Origin of the sequence: Microvirga pakistanensis (genome assembly GCF_004458765.1) — a bacterium.
GTDB lineage: Bacteria > Pseudomonadota > Alphaproteobacteria > Rhizobiales > Beijerinckiaceae > Microvirga > Microvirga pakistanensis.
On the sequence record NZ_SPJX01000156.1, the window covers coordinates 61118 to 80743 of the forward strand.

Genomic DNA, 19626 nt, shown 5'->3' on the forward strand with positions numbered 1-19626 from the left:
GGCGAGAACGGCGCACGAGCGCGCTCCCTTGAGGCAGTCTCCACCGAATGTCTATATAGCTGAAATATTTGTGGTATTCTCGACATCCCGGGCCTTGGAAAGGACTCCGAATCCCCTCTCGGACCCGGTAATAAATCGTTGACCATGCCGAGAAGGAATGCCTTTTCGCTGCTCGGCTCAGCCCTCTTCAAGCCACAGGCGCATGGCCTGCGCGACCCGCTCCGGCTGCTCCAGGGTGGACAGGTGGCCGGCCCCGGGCACGACCGCGAGGGACGCCCATTCGATCATGTCGGCCATTTCACGGGCGATCTCGGGAGGCGTGATGGCGTCGCCCTCGCCGACGAGAATCAGCGTCGGGATCTCGATGCCGGGCAGCAGCGGGCGTGAATCGGCGCGCGCCATGATGGCTCGCTGCTGCTTGATGTAAGCGTCGGCACCGGTCTCCCGCATCATTCCGAACACGATGCCTTGGAGAACTTGGTCGGACCGGTTCTCGGGATGAACCAGGCGCGGCCAGAGTTTCGCATGGATGTCCTCGAATCGCCCGGCCCGCGCCAGCGCGATGAGCCGCTCCCGGTCCTGGCTCGCCTCCGGCGTATCGGGCTTAGGACTCGTATCGAGCAGGGCAAGCCGTTGAACCCGCTCAGGGGCTTGGCGCATGACCTCCAGGGCCACGTAGCCGCCCATGGAGAGCCCGGCGAGGGCGAAGCGCTCCGGTGCATCCTTCAAGAGGCGCGCGGCGATGGCGGGGATCGAATCATCCTGCCCATGATCGGCCACGACAACGTTCCTGCTTCCGGACAAGGCGTCGATCTGAGCTTCGAACAGACGCGCCGTGCAGGCCAAACCCGGAATCAGAACCAACGTTTCGGCCATATCCTCATCCCTTTGCAAGTTTGCTTGTATTGACAAGCCCATACCTTGTCCTATGGTCCCGCCACGCCTCAACTTGAGCAAGAGCCTCAGGTGAAACCAGTCTCGCGCCTGTTTGTTGCCGTAGAGCGCGGCCGGCATCGTCAGCGCACCCTGCCCAACGGTATAGAGATTCATGTCGTTCGCCGAACTCGGACTAAGCGATAAAGTGCAACAGGCTGTTGCCGCCGCCGGTTATACTGAGCCGACGCCCATTCAGGCCCAGGCCATTCCCCATGTGCTCGCCCGCAGGGACGTGCTCGGGATCGCTCAGACCGGCACGGGCAAGACGGCGGCCTTCACGCTGCCGATGCTCACGATGCTCGAGCATGGCCGGGCCAGGGCCCGCATGCCGCGCACGCTGATCCTGGAGCCGACCCGCGAGCTGGCCGCCCAGGTCGAGGACAATTTCGACAAGTACGGCATCAACCACAAGCTCTCGGTGGCACTCCTGATCGGAGGCGTGTCCTTCGGCGACCAGGACGCCAAGATCACCAGGGGGGTGGACGTGCTGATCGCGACGCCCGGCCGTCTCCTCGATCATTTCGAGCGAGGCAAGCTGCTTCTCACGGGCGTCGAACTCCTCGTGATCGACGAGGCGGACCGCATGCTCGACATGGGATTCATCCCGGATATCGAGCGTATCGTGAAGCTCGTCCCCTTCACCCGCCAGACCCTCTTCTTCTCGGCGACCATGCCGCCGGAAATCCAGCGCCTCGCGGATGCCTTCCTGCACAACCCGGTCAAGGTCGAAGTGGCCCGCGCCGCCACGGCGGCGGCGACCATCACCCAGCGCCTCGTGGCGACGGGCCGCGAGGACTGGCAGAAGCGCGAGACCCTGCGCGGCCTGATCCGCAACGCAACGGACCTGCAGAACGCCGTGGTCTTCTGCAACCGCAAGCGCGACGTGGCCGTGCTCCACCGCTCCCTGCAGAAGCACGGTTTCGATGCGGTGGCGCTCCACGGCGACATGGACCAGCACGCCCGTATGGCGGCCCTCGACAGCTTCAGAAGCGGGGAGATGCCCATTCTGGTGGCGAGCGACGTGGCGGCCCGAGGCCTGGACATTCCCACGGTCAGCCATGTGTTCAACTACGATGTTCCTCATCACGCGGAGGATTACGTCCACCGCATCGGCCGCACGGGCCGCGCCGGTCGCGCCGGCCAAGCCTTCACCCTCGTCAGCCCTGGAGACGAGAAATCGCTCGCTGCGATCGAGAAGCTGATCACCACCCCCGTCGAGTGGGAGGGCCCCACTCTCGCCGATCTTCCGCCGTCGGAAAGATCGTCCCGCCGCAGCGGCCGGGGCGAGGAGCGCTCCTCCCGTGGGCGCAAGGTCAAGGTCCGGACCGGCCGTCAACGCTCCGGAGGCGACCAGGCGCAGGACGAAGCGGCACCCGCGCGCGAGGCGCCCGCTCCCCAACCGGAGCAGCCCGCCCGCAAGCCGCGCCCCGAACGGGAGCGCCCCGAGCGGGATCGCTCCGCGGCGAGGGGGAATTCGGGCCGGTCCCGTCGTGACGACGATGACGCTCCGGTCAAAGGCATGGGCGACCATGTGCCGGCGTTCCTGATGCGGCCGGTCACGATCAAAAAGTCCTAGAGGGCGGGTTCCCGGCCGGCCTTTCGGGGCTTCCGGGCAGGCGGGAATCTCGTAGCCTTCCTCGCGCCCGCCGCTTTGGCGCGCAACGCCGCGCCCAGAGCCGTGCGAGCCAGATCCGCCGCCTCCTCCGGGTCGTCGAGAGCCGATTCGGGCATGAGCCAGTAGCTCATGATCGTGGTTCGGCCATCCTTCGTCTGATAGCTGAAAGGCTGCGAGCCGAGATCGCGAAAGCGGCCGAGGTTTTCGTCGTCGACCTTCAGGTAGAGCGCGCCGTCGCTCTCGAGAGCGAACATCACGCCCTCGCGGTAGATCCCGGATCCGCCGAACATACGGCGGATGCTGACCGGGCCGAACGCCTGAAAGATGTCGCGGAGCGCCTCGGCGTCCATCGCCTAGCCCGTGGTGTGGAGCGCGGGGGGCGTAGCCGGCGTGATCGCGACGGATTCGCCGCAACCGCAGGCCGAGGTCTGGTTCGGATTGTTGAAGACGAATTGCGACGACATCTTCGTCGTCTGGAAATCCATTTCCGTGCCCAGCAGGAACAGCACCGCCTTGGGGTCGATGAGCACGGTCACGCCCTTGTCCTCGACCACCTCGTCGAGCGGGTTGACGCTTTCCGCGTATTCCATGGTGTAGGACATGCCGGCGCAGCCGCCGTTCTTCACGCCCACGCGAACGCCCACGATGGGACGGTCCGCCCTGGCGATGATGTCCTTGACGCGGGTCGCCGCCGCGTCGGTCAAGGTGACGACCTTGAAACCGGGTAGAGCCATAAGCCTTCTCTCCTGACGGCCGGGTTCAAGGCCCGGGCAGAACGAGTACGATACGATCCATAGATAAGAGATCCGTCGGCAAACGTCGAGATCAACGGGGTTGTGATTACGGCCCCGCTGCCTCATATCGGGTATGCTTCCCCCGAACCGAAATTCCATGAAGGAGAACAGATGCCGCATCATATGCCGCTGATATCCACGATCGTCGTCGGCCTCGTGCTGGCCTTCGTTCTCGGGGCGATCGCCCAGCGGCTTCGCATCTCTCCCCTTGTCGGCTATCTCCTGGCCGGCGTTCTCGTCGGTCCCTTCACGCCCGGCTACGTGGCGGATCAGGGCCTCGCCAACCAGCTTGCCGAAATCGGTGTGATCCTGCTGATGTTCGGCGTGGGTCTTCACTTTTCGTTGAAGGACCTTCTCTCCGTCCGGGCCATCGCGGTGCCGGGCGCCGTCGTTCAGATCGCCAGCGCGACGCTGCTCGGCATGGGTCTCGCCTGGCTCATGGGCTGGAGTCTCGGCTCTGGTGTGGTCTTCGGCCTCGCCCTTTCGGTCGCCAGTACGGTGGTGCTGCTGCGCGCCCTGCAGGAGCGCCGCCTCGTGGAGACGGAGCGGGGGCACATCGCGGTCGGCTGGCTGATCGTGGAAGACCTCGCCATGGTCCTCACCCTGGTTCTCCTTCCAGCCTTCGCGGAGGCGACCTCCGGAGCCTCCGCCGACGCCGGATCGATCGCCCTTTCGCTCGGCCTCACCCTTGGCAAGGTCGTCGCCTTCGTGGCCGTGATGCTGATCGTGGGCCGCCGCGTGATTCCGTGGATCCTGCACTATGTGGCCCATACGGGCTCGCGCGAGCTGTTCCGGCTCTCGGTTCTCGCGATCGCCCTGGGTACGGCCTTCGGCGCAGCGGAGCTGTTCGGCGTCTCCTTCGCGCTCGGAGCGTTCTTCGCCGGCATGGTGCTGAGCGAGTCGGAGCTCAGCCATCGGGCCGCCTCCGAAACCCTTCCGCTCCGGGACGCCTTCGCGGTGCTGTTCTTCGTCTCGGTGGGCATGCTGTTCGATCCGATGATCCTGATCAACAGTTTCGGCCCGGTCCTCGCGACGTTCCTGATCATCACCATCGGCAAGTCGCTGGCGGCTTACGGCATCGTCCGCCTGTTCCGCCATCCGAATTCCACCGCGCTGACGATTGCGGCGAGCCTGGCCCAGATCGGCGAGTTCTCGTTCATTCTCGCCGGCCTCGGCGTGGAGCTCCAGCTGCTGCCCGACGAGGGACGCGACCTTGTTCTGGCGGGCGCGATTCTGTCGATCATGGTGAACCCGTTCCTGTTCACCCTCCTCGATCGATGGTTTGCCAAGCGGGAAACCGCGCGGGAAACCGCGAAGGCCGAGAAGGCGGCAACGGAGGCCCAAGCGGCCGCAGATGCGGCCGCGGAATCGGCTGCGGTCGCGAGAGAATCCCTGCCCAGGATCTCCCTGTCGGACCATGTGGTCCTTGTCGGCCATGGCAGGGTCGGCAAGTTCATCAGCCGGAAGCTCGCGGCGAGCGGAACTCCGTTCGTGATCATCGAGACGAACAAGACACAGCTCGCCGAACTGCAGGCGGATGGTGTCGAAACCATCATCGGCAATGCGGCGGATCCGGAGGTCGCGGCGGCTGCCAATATCGGCGAAGCCCGCTGCCTTTTGGTGGCGATACCCGATGCCTTCGAGAGCGGCCAGGTCGTCGAGCAGGCCCGCAAGATCAACCCGGGCCTGCCGATCGTCGTGCGCGTCCACTCCTCCGCGCAGGAGGACCACATCATGAAGTACGGCGCGTCACGGGTCGTCATGGGTGAGCAGGAAATCGCCCGCGCCATGGTGGCGGCCGTTCCGGACGCTCCGCGCGAGCCGATTCTCTCGTCGGTCGAGGAGGCGGACGGGATCGCCGGGGACGAACCCGAGCGAGCAGGCGCGGACCGGCCTGGCAACCAGGGTTCACCGTACGTGCTCCGGCCTGAAGCCGAGGCCGATGATGCGGGCGGGAATGCGCCTGAACCACGGCCATCGCGCCAGCAGGCGGATGAGCCAGGGCGCTGAGACGGGCCCCCTGCTCCGCAGCACGGGATCGATCATCCGCTTCTGGACGAGCACCTGCAGCCCTTGCGTGAGGCGCGTCGGCGCTTCCCGCCGCTTCTGGACGAGAGCGAGCCGGTCCGGCCCGACGGGTCCCTGCCTGAGGGCAGGCCCGAGGATATTGGACGTGGCCACGGCATCCTGGATGGCGAGGTTGATGCCGACCCCGCCGACGGGCGACATGGCGTGGGCGGCATCGCCGATGCACAGCAGGCCGGGCCGGGACCATTGCTTCAGCCGGTCCACGGCGACCGACAGGAGCTTGATGTCGTCCCAGCCGCGAAGCTCCTGTGTCCGCTCCCCGAGGAAGGGCGCGAGGCTCGCCAGATTGTTCCGCAGCGCGGCCAGGCCTTCCCCTTTCACCGCCTCGAAGGCCCCCTTGGGAATGAGGTAGGCGCATTGCCAATACGTGCCCCGGTCGATCATCACGAGCATCCGGCCGGCCGCGACATGCCCCAGCAGATTGTCCGGGTCCCCCGGGCGCTTGGACACGCGCATCCACAACACATCCATCGGCGCACCGATATCGAGAACCTGAAGTCCGGCCTTCTCGCGCACGATGGAGCGCCGGCCATCGGCCGCCACGACAAGGTCGCTTCTCACGTCGAGGGGTCCATTCGGGGTCGATGCGCGCACGCCCGCGATGCGTGCCTCCTCCTCGATCAGGTCCACGGCCTCGGCCTGCATCCGCAGATGGAAATGCGGATAGGCCCGGGCGTGTCCGACCAGGAAGTCCAGGAAATCCCATTGCGGCATGAAGACGATGAACTTGCAGCGGGTCGGCAGGTGCGAAAAATCGCCGAGCTTGAGCAGGGTGTCGCCGATCCTGAGGCTGACGGTACGCGCTTCCTGATGGGGCCTGGAGAGGAAATCATCGAGAAGGCCGAGCTCGTGCATGAGCTCGAGCGTGGAGGGATGGATGGTGTCGCCGCGGAAATCCCTCAGGAAATCGGCGTGCTTCTCAAGGACGACGACGTCGATTCCCTGGCGCGCCAGGAGCAGACCCAGCATGATGCCGGCCGGCCCGCCGCCGACGATGCAGCAGCGGGTGTGGAGGGTTTCAGAGGGTCCAGGCGCGTCCATGATCGGGCCTCTCCGGCATGATCAGACTGTACGCTTAGCACATTTCCCGCGGCGATGTTGTGACCGGGCGCGCCGACAGGATGTGTCATGTCCCGGACTTGGTCGGGGATATGCCCTGGGCCGACACGGCCGCACGTGTTGCGGCCATCCACGTCTTGAGAATCTCAGCGGCGGTAAGACGTGGATGCCCGGCATAAGGCCGGGCATGACGGGAAAGAGCGTGGAACGGTTCGTAAGAGCGCCCGCGGCTACCACATATCGAGGGCGACGCGCGCCTCGTCGGACATGCGGCTCTGGTCCCATGGCGGATCGAAGACGATGGTCGCCTTGACGTTCTGAACGCCCGGAACCGACGCCACCGCGTTCTCGACCCAGCCGGGCATCTCTCCGGCGACCGGGCAGCCCGGAGCCGTGAGGGTCATGTCGATGGCGACGTTGCGGTCGTCGTCGATGTCGACCCGATAGATCAGGCCGAGCTCGTAGATGTCGGCGGGGATCTCCGGGTCGTAGACGGTCTTGAGAGCCGCGATGATGTCGTCCGTCATGCGGTCAAGCTCTTCCGGCGGGATCCCTGAACCGGGCGACACCTGCGGCGCATTGGGCCCGTCTTGGATGGGGGTCTGGTCGTTCACAGGTCTATCCTTCAGGCAAACAGGGCTTCCGCCTTCTGCAAGGCGTCCGCCAGCTTATCGACTTCTTCCATGGTGTTGTAGAGGCCGAACGATGCACGGCAGGTGGAGGTCGCGCCGAAGCGGTTCAAGAGCGGCATGGCGCAATGGGTGCCCGCCCGAACCGCCACGCCCTGCCGGTCGATGATCGTGGCCACGTCATGGGCATGGGCGTTCTTCATCTCGAAGGCGAGGATCGGGCCCTTGCCCCTGGCCCGGCCGATGATGCGGATCGAGTTCATGGCTCCCAGACGCTCATGGGCATAGGCCGAAAGAGCCTCCTCATGGGCGCGGATGTTCTCACGGCCAATGCTCATCATGAAACGCAGGGCCGCATCGAGGCCGATCGCCTCGAGAATGGCGGGCGTGCCGGCCTCGAAGCGATGGGGCGGATCGTTGTAGGTGATCGCGTCCTCGCGCACCTCGCGGATCATCTCGCCGCCGCCCTGATAAGGCGGCATCTTCTCGAGAAGCTCGCGTTTGCCGTAGAGAACGCCGATGCCGGTCGGTCCATAGACCTTGTGGCCCGTGAACACGTAGAAATCGGCGTCGAGGTCGCGCACGTCCACGTCGAGATGCACCGCTCCCTGGGCGCCGTCCACCAGCACGGGAACCCCGTGGCCGTGGGCGATGCGGATGATCTCCTTGATCGGCGTGGTGGTGCCCAGCACATTGGACATGTGCGTGATGGCGACGATCTTCGTGCGAGGCGAGAAGAGCTTCTCGAACTCCTCGACGAGGAAGTTGCCCTCGTCGTCCACCGGGGCCCACCTGATGACCGCCCCCTTACGCTCGCGCAGGAGGTGCCACGGCACGATGTTGGAGTGATGCTCCATAATGGAGAGGATGATCTCGTCGCCCTCCCCAATATTCATGCGGCCGAAGGAATCCGCCACGAGGTTGTAGGCTTCCGTGGCCGATTTCGTGAAGACGATCTCGTCGGTCGATCCGGCATTGATGAACTCGCGCGCCGTCTCTCGTGCGCGCTCGAAGCCTTCGGTCGCCACATTGGCCATGTAGTGCAGGCCGCGATGGACGTTGGCGTAGCCGGTCTCCATGGCGTTCACCATGGCGTCGATCACCGCCTTCGGCTTCTGGGCCGATGCGGCATTGTCGAGATAGACGAGGGGCTTGCCATAGACCTGTTGCGACAGGATCGGGAACTGTGTCCGGACGGCTTCGACGTCGTAGGGCTTTACTGGCATGTTCATCGCTTGTTGCTCCCTCTATCGTCATGCCCGCACGTGTTGCGGGCATCCACGTCTTTGATCCGCTGCGGCTCTTAAGACGTGGATGGCCGGGACAAGCCCGGCCATGACGAAGAGTGTTACGCCCTCGCTCTCAGCCATTCCTCGACCGTGCCGACCAGGGCGTCGCGGGCGCTCTCGTTCTCGACGAACTCGATGGCCTCGCCGAGGAACGCTTGGACGAGGAGGCGTTCGGCCTCCTTCTTCGGCAGTCCGCGGGCCATGAGATAGAACAGGAGATCCTCGTCGAGCTGGCCGCAGGTGGCACCGTGGGCGCATTGCACGTCGTCGGCGAAGATTTCGAGTTCGGGCTTGTTGTTCATCGAGCCGCCCTCCGCGAGAAGGAGCGCCGCCGACATCATGCGGCCGTCGGTCTTCTGCGCATGATGCGGAACGATGATCTTGCCCTGGAACACGCCCGTGGCCTCATCGTCGATCACGGTCTTGAACAGCTCGCGGCTCTCGCAGTGGAGCGCGTTGTGCTCGACCACGAGTGTGGAATCGCCGTGCTGGGAGCCCTTCAGCAGGTTCGCGCCGTTGACCCGCAGGTTCGTGTTCTCGCCATCGAGAACGGCATAGACCTGATGGCGCGACGTCGCAGCGCCGGCCACGACATTGATGCTGTTGAAGGTCACCTCGGCGCCGATCCTCGCCGCGAGCGTGGACAGGGCCAGGGTCTTGTCGCCTTCGGCGTTCAAGCGCACGTGCTGCACGTTCGAACGGTCGCCCGCGATCATCTCGACCACATCGTTCGGCTGATGGTTCGCGCCGTCGGTGCTCTCGTGGGATTCGAGGAGCGTCACGCTGGCATCGTCCTCCACCACCACGAGAACGCGGGTGGCGGTGGCCACGGCGGAACCGGCAGCGGTCACGAAGCGCAGATGAACGGGGGTCTCCACGGCGCCGGCGACACGGATCATCACCCCATCGGCCATGAAGGACGTGTTGAGCTGGTAGATCGGATTGTCGCTCGCCCACGGAACCGGGCTGAGCTTCGCCAGCCACTCGTGGCCGTTGGCCAGAGCCTCGCGCAGCGGCACGATCTCCAGGCCCTCCGGCAGGTTGTGGAAATCCACCGCCTCGCGCACGAAATGGCCGTTCACGAAGGGCACCTGGAGCGCGCTCACGTCGGCGAACGCCTTCGATCCCTCCAGCGCGGCCTTGGCCTCTTCGGCCGAGGGCACGTTGGCGAAAGGCGCCACCTCGCGCAGGAGCGCGCGCAGGTCCGTGTACTTGAACTCCTCCACCCGGCGGTGCGGAAGACCGCGCGCGGAGAACTGCTCGAAGGCCTGGGCGCGCGATTCGACGCTGCCCGGAAGCACCGTCTTCGCGCTCTCGAAAGCCTGCGCCAGCGCGGTTTCGGCCGGCGTCTTCATGAGGGTCACGTCGGCCATGGCTACGCGGCCTCGCTTTCCCGGTAATCGGCGTAGCCGTTGGCCTCGAGCTCGAGGGCGAGCTCCTTGCCGCCGGTGCGCACGATGCGGCCGCCATGCATCACGTGCACGGTGTCGGGCACGATGTGGTTCAGGAGGCGCTGATAATGCGTGATGACCAGGAACGCACGGTCCGGCGAGCGCAGCGAGTTCACGCCCTCGGACACGATGCGCAGCGCGTCGATGTCGAGGCCGGAATCCGTCTCGTCGAGGATGCAGAAGGACGGCTGGAGCAGCGCCATCTGCAGGATCTCCATGCGCTTCTTCTCACCGCCGGAGAACCCGACGTTGAGAGCGCGCTTGAGCATGTCCTTGGGCATCTCGAGCTTGGCGGCGGCGGCGTTCACCTGCTTGATGAAGTCCGGCGTGGTCAGCTCGTCCTGCCCGCGCGCCTTGCGCTGGGCGTTCAGCGCGGCCTTCAGGAAGGTCATGGTGCCGACGCCGGGGATCTCCAGCGGGTACTGGAAGGCCAGGAACACGCCGGCGGCGGCGCGCTGGTCCGGCTCCATTTCCAGAAGGTTCTGGCCGTCGAGCAGGATCTCGCCGTCGAGGACCTCGTAGTCCTCCTTGCCGGCGATCACATAGGACAGGGTCGACTTGCCCGAACCGTTCGGGCCCATGATGGCAGCGACCTCGCCCTTGTTCACGGTGAGGTTGAGGCCGTTGAGAATGCGCTTGTCCTCGATCTGGACAACAAGATTCTTGATTTCGAGCATTTGAGTGTTCCGTTGTTTGGGCGTGGACGGCCGGATCGCGTCCGGCCACGACGGGCCATGAAGGTTTCGCGTCATGCCCGGGCTTGTCCCGGGCATCCACGTTTCGTCCGTTGACTAGCCGACCGAGCCTTCCAGCGAGATCGAGATGAGCTTCTGAGCCTCCACCGCGAACTCCATGGGGAGCTGCTGCAGCACGTCCTTCACGAAGCCGTTCACGATGAGCGCCGTCGCTTCCTCTTCGGAGAGGCCGCGCTGCTGGCAATAGAACATCTGATCTTCCGAGATCTTCGATGTGGTCGCCTCGTGCTCGAACACCGCGGTCGCATTCTTCGACTCGATGTAAGGCACCGTGTGCGCGCCGCACTGATTGCCGATGAGAAGCGAGTCGCAGTTCGTGAAGTTGCGCGCGCCGGTCGCCTTGCGGTGCGCGGAAACCAGGCCGCGATAGGTGTTCTCGGACTTGCCCGCCGCGATGCCCTTCGAGATGATCCGGCTCGTGGTGTTCTTGCCCAGATGGATCATCTTGGTGCCGGAATCGACCTGCTGCATGCCGTTCGACACGGCGATCGAGTAGAACTCGCCGCGGGAGTTGTCGCCACGCAGGATGCAGGACGGATACTTCCAGGTGATGGCGGAACCGGTTTCCACCTGGGTCCAGGTGATGACCGAGTTCTTCCCGCGGCAATCGCCGCGCTTCGTCACGAAGTTGTAGATGCCGCCCCGGCCCTGGGCATCGCCCGGATACCAGTTCTGGACCGTCGAGTACTTGATCTCGGCATCGTCGAGGGCGATCAGCTCGACCACGGCGGCGTGGAGCTGGTTCTCGTCGCGTTTCGGCGCGGTGCAGCCCTCGAGATACGAGACGTAGGAGCCCTTGTCGGCGATGATGAGGGTGCGCTCGAACTGGCCCGTGTTCTTCTCGTTGATGCGGAAGTAGGTGGACAGCTCCATCGGGCAGCGCACGCCCGGCGGGATATAGACGAACGAGCCGTCGGTGAAGACCGCCGAGTTCAGCGTCGCGAAGAAGTTGTCCGTCACCGGCACGACCGAGCCGAGATACTGGCGAACGAGGTCGGGATACTCACGGATGGCTTCCGAGATCGGCATGAAGATCACGCCCGCCTTCTTCAGCTCTTCCTTGAAGGTGGTAGCGACCGACACGGAATCGAACACCGCGTCCACGGCGACACGGCTCGAGGGCTCCACGCCCGCCAGGATCTCCTGCTCGCGCAGCGGAATGCCGAGCTTCTCGTAGGTCTTGAGAATCTCGGGGTCCACCTCGTCGAGGGACTTGGGCGCCGGGTTCTTCTTCGGAGCGGCGTAGTAATAGATGTCGTTGTAATCGATCTTGTCGTACGACACGCGCGCCCAGTTCGGCTCCTTCATGGTAAGCCAGCGCTTGTAGGCGTCGAGGCGCCACTGGAGCATCCACTCGGGCTCGCCCTTCTTGGCCGAGATGAAGCGGATCACATCCTCGGAGAGGCCCTTCGGGGCCTTTTCCATTTCGACTTCGGTCTCGAAGCCGTACTTGTACTGATCGACGTCAATCGATCGAACCTGATCGATCGTCTCCTGCACTGCAGGCATCTGTCTCTCCCACCACTCACGGCTTCAAGGGCCGCGGGTTGATATGACATGGAAACCGGCGGGGCTTTCAGGCCGCGCTCGCCTTCCGCTTATATAAGGTGCCGGCCACCTTTTCGCACGCCTCCGCGAAGCGAAAGACGTCCTCTTTCGTGGTCGACCACCCCAAACTCACACGCAAGACCCCCTCTGCGAGGGCAGGCTCCACGCCCATGGCGTCGAGCACATGCGATCGCTTGACCTTTCCGGACGAGCAGGCCGAACCGGAGGACAGGGCAATCCCCGCCAGATCGAAGGCGATCAATGCCGTCTCGGCCCTGAGACCGGGTATGGCAAAGGCCAAGGTGTTAGGCAACCGTTCAGCGCCCGCACCCACAACAAGAGCGTCCGGCGCGATCCGGCGCACATGAGCCTCCGCCTCGTCGCGTAGTTCCCGGAGCCGCGCGGCCTCCTGCTCCAGCCCCGCAAGGGCGAGCTCGGCCGCGGCGCCGAAACCTGCGATGGCGGCCACGTTCTCGGTGCCCGCCCGGTAATTCTTCTCCTGGCCGCCCCCACGGATCAGCCGTTCGCCGATCTCATACTGATCGGAGGCCAGCACCAGGCCCCCTGCTCCCTTGGGCCCGCCGAACTTGTGGGCGGAAAGGGTGAGCGCGTCGACGCCGAGATCCTGGAGATCGACCGGCACCCGGCCCGCCGCCTGCACCGCGTCCGTATGGACGAGCCCGCCATGCTCGTGAACCAGGCGGGCCATCTCGGCGATCGGCTGCAGAACGCCGGTCTCGTTGTTGGCCAACTGGACAGAAACCAGAACCCGTTCGCCGCCAGCAGCCTCCAGATGGGCCCTGAGCCAAGCCAGATCAAGGATTCCGCGCCCGTCGACCGGGATGATTCCGGTTCTCTCCGCAGCAAAGCGATGGCCATGGAGAACGCAAGGGTGTTCGGTCGCTCCGATCAGGAGGCGCGTCGCGCCGGTCTGCCCGAGGCGACGGAAGGATGGAGTCAGAACGAGATTCGCGGCTTCGGTTCCGCCGCTGGTGAAGATCACGTTCTTCGCCTTGGAGCCGACGAGCCTGGCAATGGCAGCCCGCGCCGTTTCCATTTCGGCCCGGGCCGCACGGCCCTCCGCATGCACGGAGGAAGCGTTCCCAGGCAGCTGCAGCACGCGCAGCACCACCTCCGCCACCTCGGGCCGCAGGGGCGACGTGGCATTGTGGTCGAGATATGTGCGCAGGCTCGTCGCCATGGCTGCCGTCTCAGGCCTCACGAAATTCTTGCAATTGACCCTGGTTGCCGTGTTAAAGCACCGCAACCACATGTGCCCATGTTTCGCCGAAGGCCGTAGCCGTCGGATAGAAATGAAACATCGGAACATTTTAGAAATATTCTAAGGGTTTCTTAAGGGAATCCGAGACCTGGAGTCAAGGTCGCACGGGGGTTTCCCTCTCCTTATAGAGAGGCGATCAAGAGGTTCGCGTATATGCCTGAAGTCATTTTCACGGGTCCCGCCGGCCGAATCGAGGGGCGGTATCAGCCGGCCAAGGAGAAGGGCGCTCCCATCGCCATCATCCTGCATCCTCACCCGCAATTCGGCGGGACGATGAACAACCAGATTGTCTACAACCTGTACTACGACTTCGTGAAGCGCGGCTTCTCGGTCCTGCGGTTCAACTTCCGCGGCGTGGGCCGGAGCCAGGGCTCCTTCGATCATGGCCAGGGCGAGTTGTCCGATGCCGCGGCCGCGCTCGACTGGGCTCAGTCCATGAACCCGGACGCCCGCGCCTGCTGGATCGCCGGGGTGTCCTTCGGCGCCTGGATCGGCATGCAGCTTCTCATGCGCCGCCCGGAGATCGAGGGCTTTATCTCGATCGCCGCCATGGCCAACCGCTACGATTTCTCGTTCCTCGCCCCCTGCCCGTCCTCCGGCCTCTTCGTGCACGGCTCCGAGGACCGGGTGGCTCCGGTCAAGGACGTGGTCAGCGTCATCGAGAAGGTGAAGACCCAGAAGGGCGTGAAGCTCGAGCACGCAGTCGTCGAGGGCGCCAATCACTTCTTCGACGGCAAGGTCGACGAGCTGATGGTGGCCGTGGACGAGTATCTCGACAAGCGCCTGGGCAAGACGGAAGAAGCTGCCTGACAGGTGAGCACGAAACGAAAAGGGCAGGCCTAGCGCCTGCCCTTTTCGTTTGACCGCGCGGCTAGACGAACGGGAATGATCGGCCGTGAGGCTCGCAAGAGCGTAGTTCGCGATCCTGAACTGAAGCCCTGGCTTGTCACCGACGAACACGATTTGTGGTTGCGGAGCGGAAAACTTCAGCCCGGATGAGCGCTGCGCGGTTGCGGCAGCAGGCAAAACTGGTACAGGGATGCGGTCTTCTGGCCCCAACCGAGTATCGCCATGACTGCGCCTAAATCCGATTTCCTCAAAGTGCTCACCGAGCGTGGTTTCATCCACCAGACCTCGGACGTCGAGGGCGTGGATGCTGCGGCGCTCGAGAACCGGCTGACCACCTATGTGGGCTATGACTGCACGGGCCCGTCCCTGCATGTGGGCCACCTGCTCTCGATCATGATGCTGCATTGGCTCCAGAAGACCGGGGCCGGCAAGCCGATCACCCTCATGGGCGGCGGCACCACCCGCGTGGGCGACCCCTCGGGCAAGGACGAGAGCCGCAAGCTCCTGACCGTGGAGCAGATCGAGGGCAACAAGGACAGCATCAAGACCGTCTTCTCGCGCTTCATCAGCTTCGGCGAGGGCAAGGCCGATGCCATGATGGTGGACAACGCCGAGTGGCTGACCAAGCTCAATTACATCGACTTCCTGCGCGATGTGGGCCGTCACTTCTCGGTCAACCGCATGCTGTCCTTCGACAGCGTCAGGCTGCGCCTGGAGCGGGAGCACGAACTGTCGTTCCTGGAATTCAACTACATGATCCTCCAGGCCTATGATTTCGTGGAGCTCAACAAGCGTTACGGCTGCATCCTGCAGATGGGCGGGTCGGACCAGTGGGGCAACATCGTCAACGGCATCGACCTTGGTCGCCGCCTCGGCACCCCGCAGCTCTACGCCGTCACCTGCCCGCTTCTGACCACGGCCTCCGGCGCCAAGATGGGCAAGACCGCCTCCGGCGCGGTCTGGCTCAACGCGGACATGCTCAGCCCTTACGATTACTGGCAGTTCTGGCGCAACACCGAGGATGCGGACGTGGCCCGCTTCCTGAAGCTGTTCACGATCCTGCCGATGGATGAAATCGCCAAGCTCGCGGCCCTGCAAGGCGCGGAGATCAACGAGGCGAAGAAGGTGCTGGCGACGGAAGCCACCGCCCTTCTCCATGGCCGCGAGGCCGCCGAACTGGCGGCCGAGACGGCGCAGAAGACCTTCGAGCAGGGCACGCTCGCGGAAAGCCTCCCAACCATCGAGGTCCCATCCAGCGTCCTGAAGGAAGGTCTCGGGGTGCTGACCGCCTTCGGTCCGGACTACGCGAAACTCGTTCCCTCATCGAGCGAGGCGCGTCGCCAGGTGAAGAGCGGCGGCCTGAAAGTGAACGATCAAACGGTCTCCGACGAACGCGGCAGCCTGGGCCTCTCGGACCTCACGAGCGAAGGCGTCATCAAGCTGTCCTTCGGCAAGAAGAAGCACGTGCTCCTGCGCGCGGTGTAGGACGTCGGATCGACGATGCTCCCGTTCCCCCGTCATGGCCGTCCCGGGGATCAGACCCGGCCATCCACGCCTTAGGTAGCAAGACGCCCGTCGAGGCGGATCCCCGGAACAAGTCCGGGGATGACGATTGAGGGGATCAGGGCGCCTCTCCCCCGTCACCGCCACCCTGGCAGACGGCCCACTTCCTTTTCCGCTGGCGCGCGCCTCCGGCTCAGCCCGTTGCTCCGCGCCCTACCGATCGGGAGAGACCGTGGGCAGCGCATCGCTCTGCTGCGGCTCCGTCCCGACGCCGAACAGCTTGCGCAGGAATCCCGGAGCGACCGCCGAGAGCGGATTGACCGTCAGGTTCGGCGCGCTCGCCTGCCCTGCGGCGCGGAAGTTGACGGCGAACAGCCCCTCATACTGGCTGCCGCCGAGCAGGGGCCCGAACAGCGGCACCTTGGCGAACGCATTGTTCAGGCCATAGGCCGGAACGAACGTGCCCGAGATATCGATCCGATCGCGGCCGTAATCGACGAACCCGTCGAGGGTGAAGCCGATCTGGTTTCCGTAGATCGCCGCATCGCGGAAATCGAGGCGGCCGGAGGTGCGCGTGAACTCGGCCCGCGCCCTGGAGAAGGTCACCTCGTTCACATCCACGCGCACCAGCTGCGGATTGCCCGACCTGTCCTGGCCGGCGACCATCTGGGTCTGGGTCGGGATGATCCGGCGCAGGGCCGGCTCGTTCACCAGGGTGAAGGAGCGCAGCAGCAGGATTCCGGGCTGCTGCCCCTCCCCGGTCGCCATGTTGATGATGAGGTTGCCGCCGACCATGCGCTTGTACACGTCGGTGAAGCGCAGCAGCGCACCCGCATCCTCGGCCTGGACGATGATGATGGAGCCGTTCCTGCCCTGAGTATCCGTTCGGGCCGCGACATTCGTCGCGCCGAGGCGACCCTTCATGTCGAGGTTCCGGAGAACCTCCTTGCGCATCGAGGCCTTGACCACCGCGTTGGTGATCGCCTCGTTGTTGTAGCCGGTCAGGATGTTGAGGCTGAGATCGAGGTCGAAATCCTTGGAATCCTTCTGCTCCTTCTGCCCGTTTCCGTTCCTGCTCGACGGTTGTGCGCTCAAGCCTTTCACGAATGGCCGCGCATCGCCCACATTGCCGCGTACGGTAACCTTGTAGACGCCGCCGGATTGCTCGATCTGGGCGCGCATGTCGTCCCCGGGCGAGAGCTTGAAGGTGGACAGCTCCGCCTTCTCGAGATCCCCGTCCTTCGACAAGGCCGCCGTTCCGCGCAGCTGCACGGTTCCGCTGTCGAGCTGCAGGTCGCGGATTTCCGTTTCCGGTCCCTCGCGCATGGTGAAGGTGAGCTTGCCCGGCTTGCCGGCGGGCTTCACCCACCCGGGGATGAGCTGGTCGATCCCGGCCTTCGTCAGATCCGCCTCGACCATCACGTCGCTTGCGTCGGGGCTGCCCAGCGGCACGCCGATCTTCAGATTGACGCTGCCCGTCAGCTGCGGGCCGAACGAGAAGCCGCGCCTGCTGCGGGCTGCCTCATCGAGCGCGAAGGAAACGTTCGCCTGCCCGCCCTGCCGGTTCTTTTGCACGTCGATGACGGCTGCGCTGCCGCCGATCTTGCCATCCCCCTTGATCGACAGGTCGCCCCGGTCATAGGCGATGGTCAGGTTGCCGCCTTCGAGCTTCTCCTTGCCGAAGACCTTGTCGAGCGTGAGATCGTTCAATGTCCCAGCCACCTTCAGCGGAAGGTCGGCGACGGCCGGAATGTCGTTGACGGGAAGGCCGATGCCCACCCGCAGGTCCGCCCTGCCCTTCATGGCCGCCGGATCGACCTCGAACCCAGCAATTTCCTTGACGAGCGGCTGCTGGAGCATGGCCCCGACGCCGTCCGCTCCTCCCGCGAGGCGAAAGTCGATGCGAGCGACGGCATTGTCGTCCCAGTAATTGTCGAGCGCGAAAGAACCCTCGGACGCACTCAGGCTGCGGTTGCCCGCCATGTCCACCCAGCCCGTCGGAGCCCGCAAGGTCACCTTCGTGCCGGTCACGCGGCCCGTTACGTCCATCCGGGAGACGGGCGGCAGTCCTTCGGATGCCTGGAGTGTGCCCTGCGAGATCACGAAATCGATCTTCACCGACTCGTCGGGGATGGGACCGCCCGCCATCGACCGCTCGACGTCGGCTCCCGTCATGGCGATCTTGAGCTTGAAATCCTCCAGCGTGCCGCCCTTGAGGTTGGCCACCAGGAAGCGGCGAACCGGAGGAGCGACGGCCTCGGGCCAGATCCGGAGCGCGGAACGGATATTGGTCTTGGCGGCCGTGACATCGAATTTCAGGCCCTTCGGATCATCGGAGGCCGCCAAGGCGCCGCCGATATCCACATGCAGGGCCGGTCCTCGGAGCCTGATGCTGTTGAGCAGGACGCCGTTCGGACCGGACAAGTCCGCATCCATCTGGGCAACCTGAAGCGGCGCATCGCCGGGAGCGGCGCCCGCCCAGACGAGATCCCGGCCGCTGAGGCGCAGGCGCCACGGGTGCTGAGCCGTCGGCACCGTCAGCGCCCCCTGGAGCCTGACGCGGGTGTCGCCTCCCTTCAGTTCGAGGGTCGGCAGATTGAGCGTCTTCTCGGCCTCGTTCCACTCGGCCACGATGGTCGCCTGATCCACCGGCAGAGGAGACGTGTCCTTGTCCTCGATCTGGATGACGCCCGCGTTGCTGTCGAGGCGGGTCTTCAATTCGGTCACGCGGCCATCCGCATAGGCCACGTCGAAACGACCGGAGAATTCGAGGTCGGTGGCGGCGGGCAGGCTCGACATGCCGCTCAGCACCAGGATGTCCTGGATCGGCGCGGAATCGGCCAAGAAAGCCCCGCGGTAGGCCGCCTGTCCCTCGGCCTTCGCATCACCGCTGAGCCGCCATGGCCCCTGCGGACCCTCGACGGTGGCGGAGAAATGCCGGCCACCGTTCTTGTCCCAGTCGAAGGTTGCGTCGACCCGGTCGAAGCGGGCTCGCTCGCGATAATCGGCGTCAATGAAGACGAGCCTCGCATTGGTCAGCTGCGCCCGGCCGAGGCTGTTCAGGACGCTTCGAGGCCCCACGATCAGGTCGAACAGGGACCCGACGGCGCCCGACACCTGGGATGGACCGTCGGCGCTGGCCGCCAGGGAGGCCGCGGCCTCCCGGGATGGCGCCGGCTCCGGCACAGGAGCGGCCTGCGCCTGATCCTCGTCCGAGGCCTGGACGGGCGAGAAGGTCAGCGAGCCGTCCCGGTTGACCAGCACCCGCAGCTGCAGGTCCCGGACCTGGATGGCCTTGGGCTGGAGATTGGCCGTCAGGAGCGACAGGAAATCGACGCTCACCAGGGCATAGGGAGCCCGGACCACGAGTTCGCCGCTCGGCCCTCGAATATCGAGCCCATTGGCCCGCAGGGCCGGGATGCCCTCATGGAGCTCGATAGCCGTGTTGCGCAGCGCCACGGTCCAGCCCGGTCCGATGCGCGAGGCCAGGGATTCCGCGACCTGCTCCGGCAAGCGGCCGAAGCTGAGGGGCGCCATGGACAGGCGCAGGTAGAACAGACCCGCAGCCACGACGAGAAAGGCGATCAGCCCGAGCTTGACGTAGAGCGTACCACGGACCAGCCGCCTCAGAAGGCTTCGTTGGGCCGGTTCTTGCCGGGACAGCATGGTACGGATCGATGTTTTCATTCTTGTGGTTTCGGCAACCCGGTTCTTGCGCTATTGCGGCAGCGAAGGAATCAGTCAGGACCTTAACCGTCCCGGCGGCCTCCCGCGACCGCCTCTTTCCCGTCGTGCACACCAACAGGTTTCCAACCAGGACAATCCGCC

At 65.0% G+C, this 19626-nt stretch carries 15 protein-coding genes; 4 read left to right on the top strand and 11 right to left on the bottom strand.

Annotated features, from left to right (window positions below; genetic code table 11):
• Positions 1 to 177: 177 nt before the first annotated feature.
• Positions 178 to 876, bottom strand: a complete 699-nt coding sequence (locus E4K09_RS05025; protein WP_134495641.1) for an alpha/beta fold hydrolase — start codon at positions 874 to 876, stop codon at positions 178 to 180.
• Positions 877 to 1048: 172 nt separating this feature from the next.
• Here E4K09_RS05025 and E4K09_RS05030 point away from each other — a divergent pair, with 172 nt between their 5' ends.
• Positions 1049 to 2512, top strand: a complete 1464-nt coding sequence (locus tag E4K09_RS05030; RefSeq protein ID WP_134495643.1) for a DEAD/DEAH box helicase — start codon at positions 1049 to 1051, stop codon at positions 2510 to 2512.
• On the opposite strand, the gene E4K09_RS05035 is transcribed toward E4K09_RS05030, so the two are convergent.
• Together E4K09_RS05035 and E4K09_RS05040 are read right to left on the bottom strand one after the other, a co-directional pair.
• Positions 2509 to 2901 carry a TfoX/Sxy family protein gene (locus tag E4K09_RS05035; protein WP_134495645.1) on the bottom strand — a complete coding sequence of 131 codons (393 nt, stop codon included), beginning with the start codon at positions 2899 to 2901 and terminating at the stop codon, positions 2509 to 2511. The genes E4K09_RS05030 and E4K09_RS05035 overlap by 4 nt on opposite strands.
• Before the next feature lie 3 nt (positions 2902 to 2904).
• Positions 2905 to 3285 (bottom strand): HesB/IscA family protein, encoded by a 381-nt coding sequence (locus E4K09_RS05040; protein ID WP_134495647.1) that lies wholly within the window; start codon positions 3283 to 3285, stop codon positions 2905 to 2907.
• 171 nt (positions 3286 to 3456) lie between these two features.
• Here E4K09_RS05040 and ybaL point away from each other — a divergent pair, with 171 nt between their 5' ends.
• Positions 3457 to 5355, top strand: coding sequence for a YbaL family putative K(+) efflux transporter (ybaL, locus tag E4K09_RS05045; protein WP_134495649.1), 1899 nt, complete (start codon positions 3457 to 3459; stop codon positions 5353 to 5355).
• On the opposite strand, the gene E4K09_RS05050 is transcribed toward ybaL, so the two are convergent.
• The 7 genes from E4K09_RS05050 to E4K09_RS05085 all read right to left on the bottom strand — a co-directional run bounded on the left by E4K09_RS05050 (position 5254) and on the right by E4K09_RS05085 (position 13365).
• Complete coding sequence (locus E4K09_RS05050; RefSeq protein ID WP_134495651.1) at positions 5254 to 6474, bottom strand: FAD-dependent oxidoreductase; 1221 nt, start codon at positions 6472 to 6474, stop codon at positions 5254 to 5256. The genes ybaL and E4K09_RS05050 overlap by 102 nt on opposite strands.
• Positions 6475 to 6722: 248 nt before the next feature.
• The gene (locus tag E4K09_RS05060) at positions 6723 to 7106 is read right to left on the bottom strand and encodes an SUF system Fe-S cluster assembly protein (RefSeq protein WP_134495655.1); all 384 of its coding nucleotides are present in this window, start codon (positions 7104 to 7106) and stop codon (positions 6723 to 6725) included.
• An 11-nt stretch (positions 7107 to 7117) separates the two neighbouring features.
• Positions 7118 to 8353: a cysteine desulfurase gene (locus E4K09_RS05065; RefSeq protein WP_134495658.1), complete on the bottom strand. Its 1236-nt coding sequence runs from the start codon at positions 8351 to 8353 to the stop codon at positions 7118 to 7120.
• 116 nt (positions 8354 to 8469) lie between these two features.
• A complete protein-coding gene (gene sufD, locus E4K09_RS05070; protein ID WP_134495660.1) occupies positions 8470 to 9783 on the bottom strand; it encodes a Fe-S cluster assembly protein SufD in 1314 nt (437 codons plus the stop codon).
• Positions 9784 to 9785: 2 nt separating this feature from the next.
• On the bottom strand, positions 9786 to 10538 hold the full coding sequence (gene sufC / locus E4K09_RS05075; RefSeq protein ID WP_134495662.1) for a Fe-S cluster assembly ATPase SufC: 753 nt from the start codon (positions 10536 to 10538) through the stop codon (positions 9786 to 9788).
• Positions 10539 to 10652: 114 nt separating this feature from the next.
• Positions 10653 to 12125, bottom strand: a complete 1473-nt coding sequence (sufB, locus tag E4K09_RS05080; RefSeq protein WP_134495664.1) for a Fe-S cluster assembly protein SufB — start codon at positions 12123 to 12125, stop codon at positions 10653 to 10655.
• Positions 12126 to 12192: 67 nt separating this feature from the next.
• On the bottom strand, positions 12193 to 13365 hold the full coding sequence (locus tag E4K09_RS05085; RefSeq protein WP_134495666.1) for a cysteine desulfurase family protein: 1173 nt from the start codon (positions 13363 to 13365) through the stop codon (positions 12193 to 12195).
• Positions 13366 to 13599: 234 nt separating this feature from the next.
• Between E4K09_RS05085 and E4K09_RS05090 the strand changes: the two genes are divergently transcribed.
• On the top strand, positions 13600 to 14256 hold the full coding sequence (locus tag E4K09_RS05090; protein ID WP_134495668.1) for an alpha/beta hydrolase: 657 nt from the start codon (positions 13600 to 13602) through the stop codon (positions 14254 to 14256).
• A 261-nt stretch (positions 14257 to 14517) separates the two neighbouring features.
• A complete protein-coding gene (tyrS, locus tag E4K09_RS05095) occupies positions 14518 to 15780 on the top strand; it encodes a tyrosine--tRNA ligase (RefSeq protein ID WP_134495670.1) in 1263 nt (420 codons plus the stop codon).
• A 231-nt stretch (positions 15781 to 16011) separates the two neighbouring features.
• On the opposite strand, the gene E4K09_RS05100 is transcribed toward tyrS, so the two are convergent.
• Complete coding sequence (locus tag E4K09_RS05100; RefSeq protein WP_134495672.1) at positions 16012 to 19485, bottom strand: YhdP family protein; 3474 nt, start codon at positions 19483 to 19485, stop codon at positions 16012 to 16014.
• Positions 19486 to 19626: the final 141 nt, after the last annotated feature.

Excerpts from the sequence above, each read along its gene's own strand:
- E4K09_RS05030 (WP_134495643.1), top strand. The coding sequence starts at position 1,049 with ATGTCGTTCGCCGAACTCGGACTAAGCGATAAAGTGCAACAGGCTGTT.
- E4K09_RS05025 (WP_134495641.1), bottom strand. The coding sequence starts at position 876 with ATGGCCGAAACGTTGGTTCTGATTCCGGGTTTGGCCTGCACGGCGCGT.
- E4K09_RS05040 (WP_134495647.1), bottom strand. The coding sequence starts at position 3,285 with ATGGCTCTACCCGGTTTCAAGGTCGTCACCTTGACCGACGCGGCGGCG.
- E4K09_RS05065 (WP_134495658.1), bottom strand. The coding sequence starts at position 8,353 with ATGAACATGCCAGTAAAGCCCTACGACGTCGAAGCCGTCCGGACACAG.
- E4K09_RS05100 (WP_134495672.1), bottom strand. The coding sequence starts at position 19,485 with ATGAAAACATCGATCCGTACCATGCTGTCCCGGCAAGAACCGGCCCAA.
- ybaL (WP_134495649.1), top strand. The coding sequence starts at position 3,457 with ATGCCGCATCATATGCCGCTGATATCCACGATCGTCGTCGGCCTCGTG.
- sufB (WP_134495664.1), bottom strand. The coding sequence starts at position 12,125 with ATGCCTGCAGTGCAGGAGACGATCGATCAGGTTCGATCGATTGACGTC.
- sufD (WP_134495660.1), bottom strand. The coding sequence starts at position 9,783 with ATGGCCGACGTGACCCTCATGAAGACGCCGGCCGAAACCGCGCTGGCG.
- E4K09_RS05085 (WP_134495666.1), bottom strand. The coding sequence starts at position 13,365 with ATGGCGACGAGCCTGCGCACATATCTCGACCACAATGCCACGTCGCCC.
- tyrS (WP_134495670.1), top strand. The coding sequence starts at position 14,518 with ATGACTGCGCCTAAATCCGATTTCCTCAAAGTGCTCACCGAGCGTGGT.
- E4K09_RS05090 (WP_134495668.1), top strand. The coding sequence starts at position 13,600 with ATGCCTGAAGTCATTTTCACGGGTCCCGCCGGCCGAATCGAGGGGCGG.
- sufC (WP_134495662.1), bottom strand. The coding sequence starts at position 10,538 with ATGCTCGAAATCAAGAATCTTGTTGTCCAGATCGAGGACAAGCGCATT.
- E4K09_RS05050 (WP_134495651.1), bottom strand. The coding sequence starts at position 6,474 with ATGGACGCGCCTGGACCCTCTGAAACCCTCCACACCCGCTGCTGCATC.
- E4K09_RS05035 (WP_134495645.1), bottom strand. The coding sequence starts at position 2,901 with ATGGACGCCGAGGCGCTCCGCGACATCTTTCAGGCGTTCGGCCCGGTC.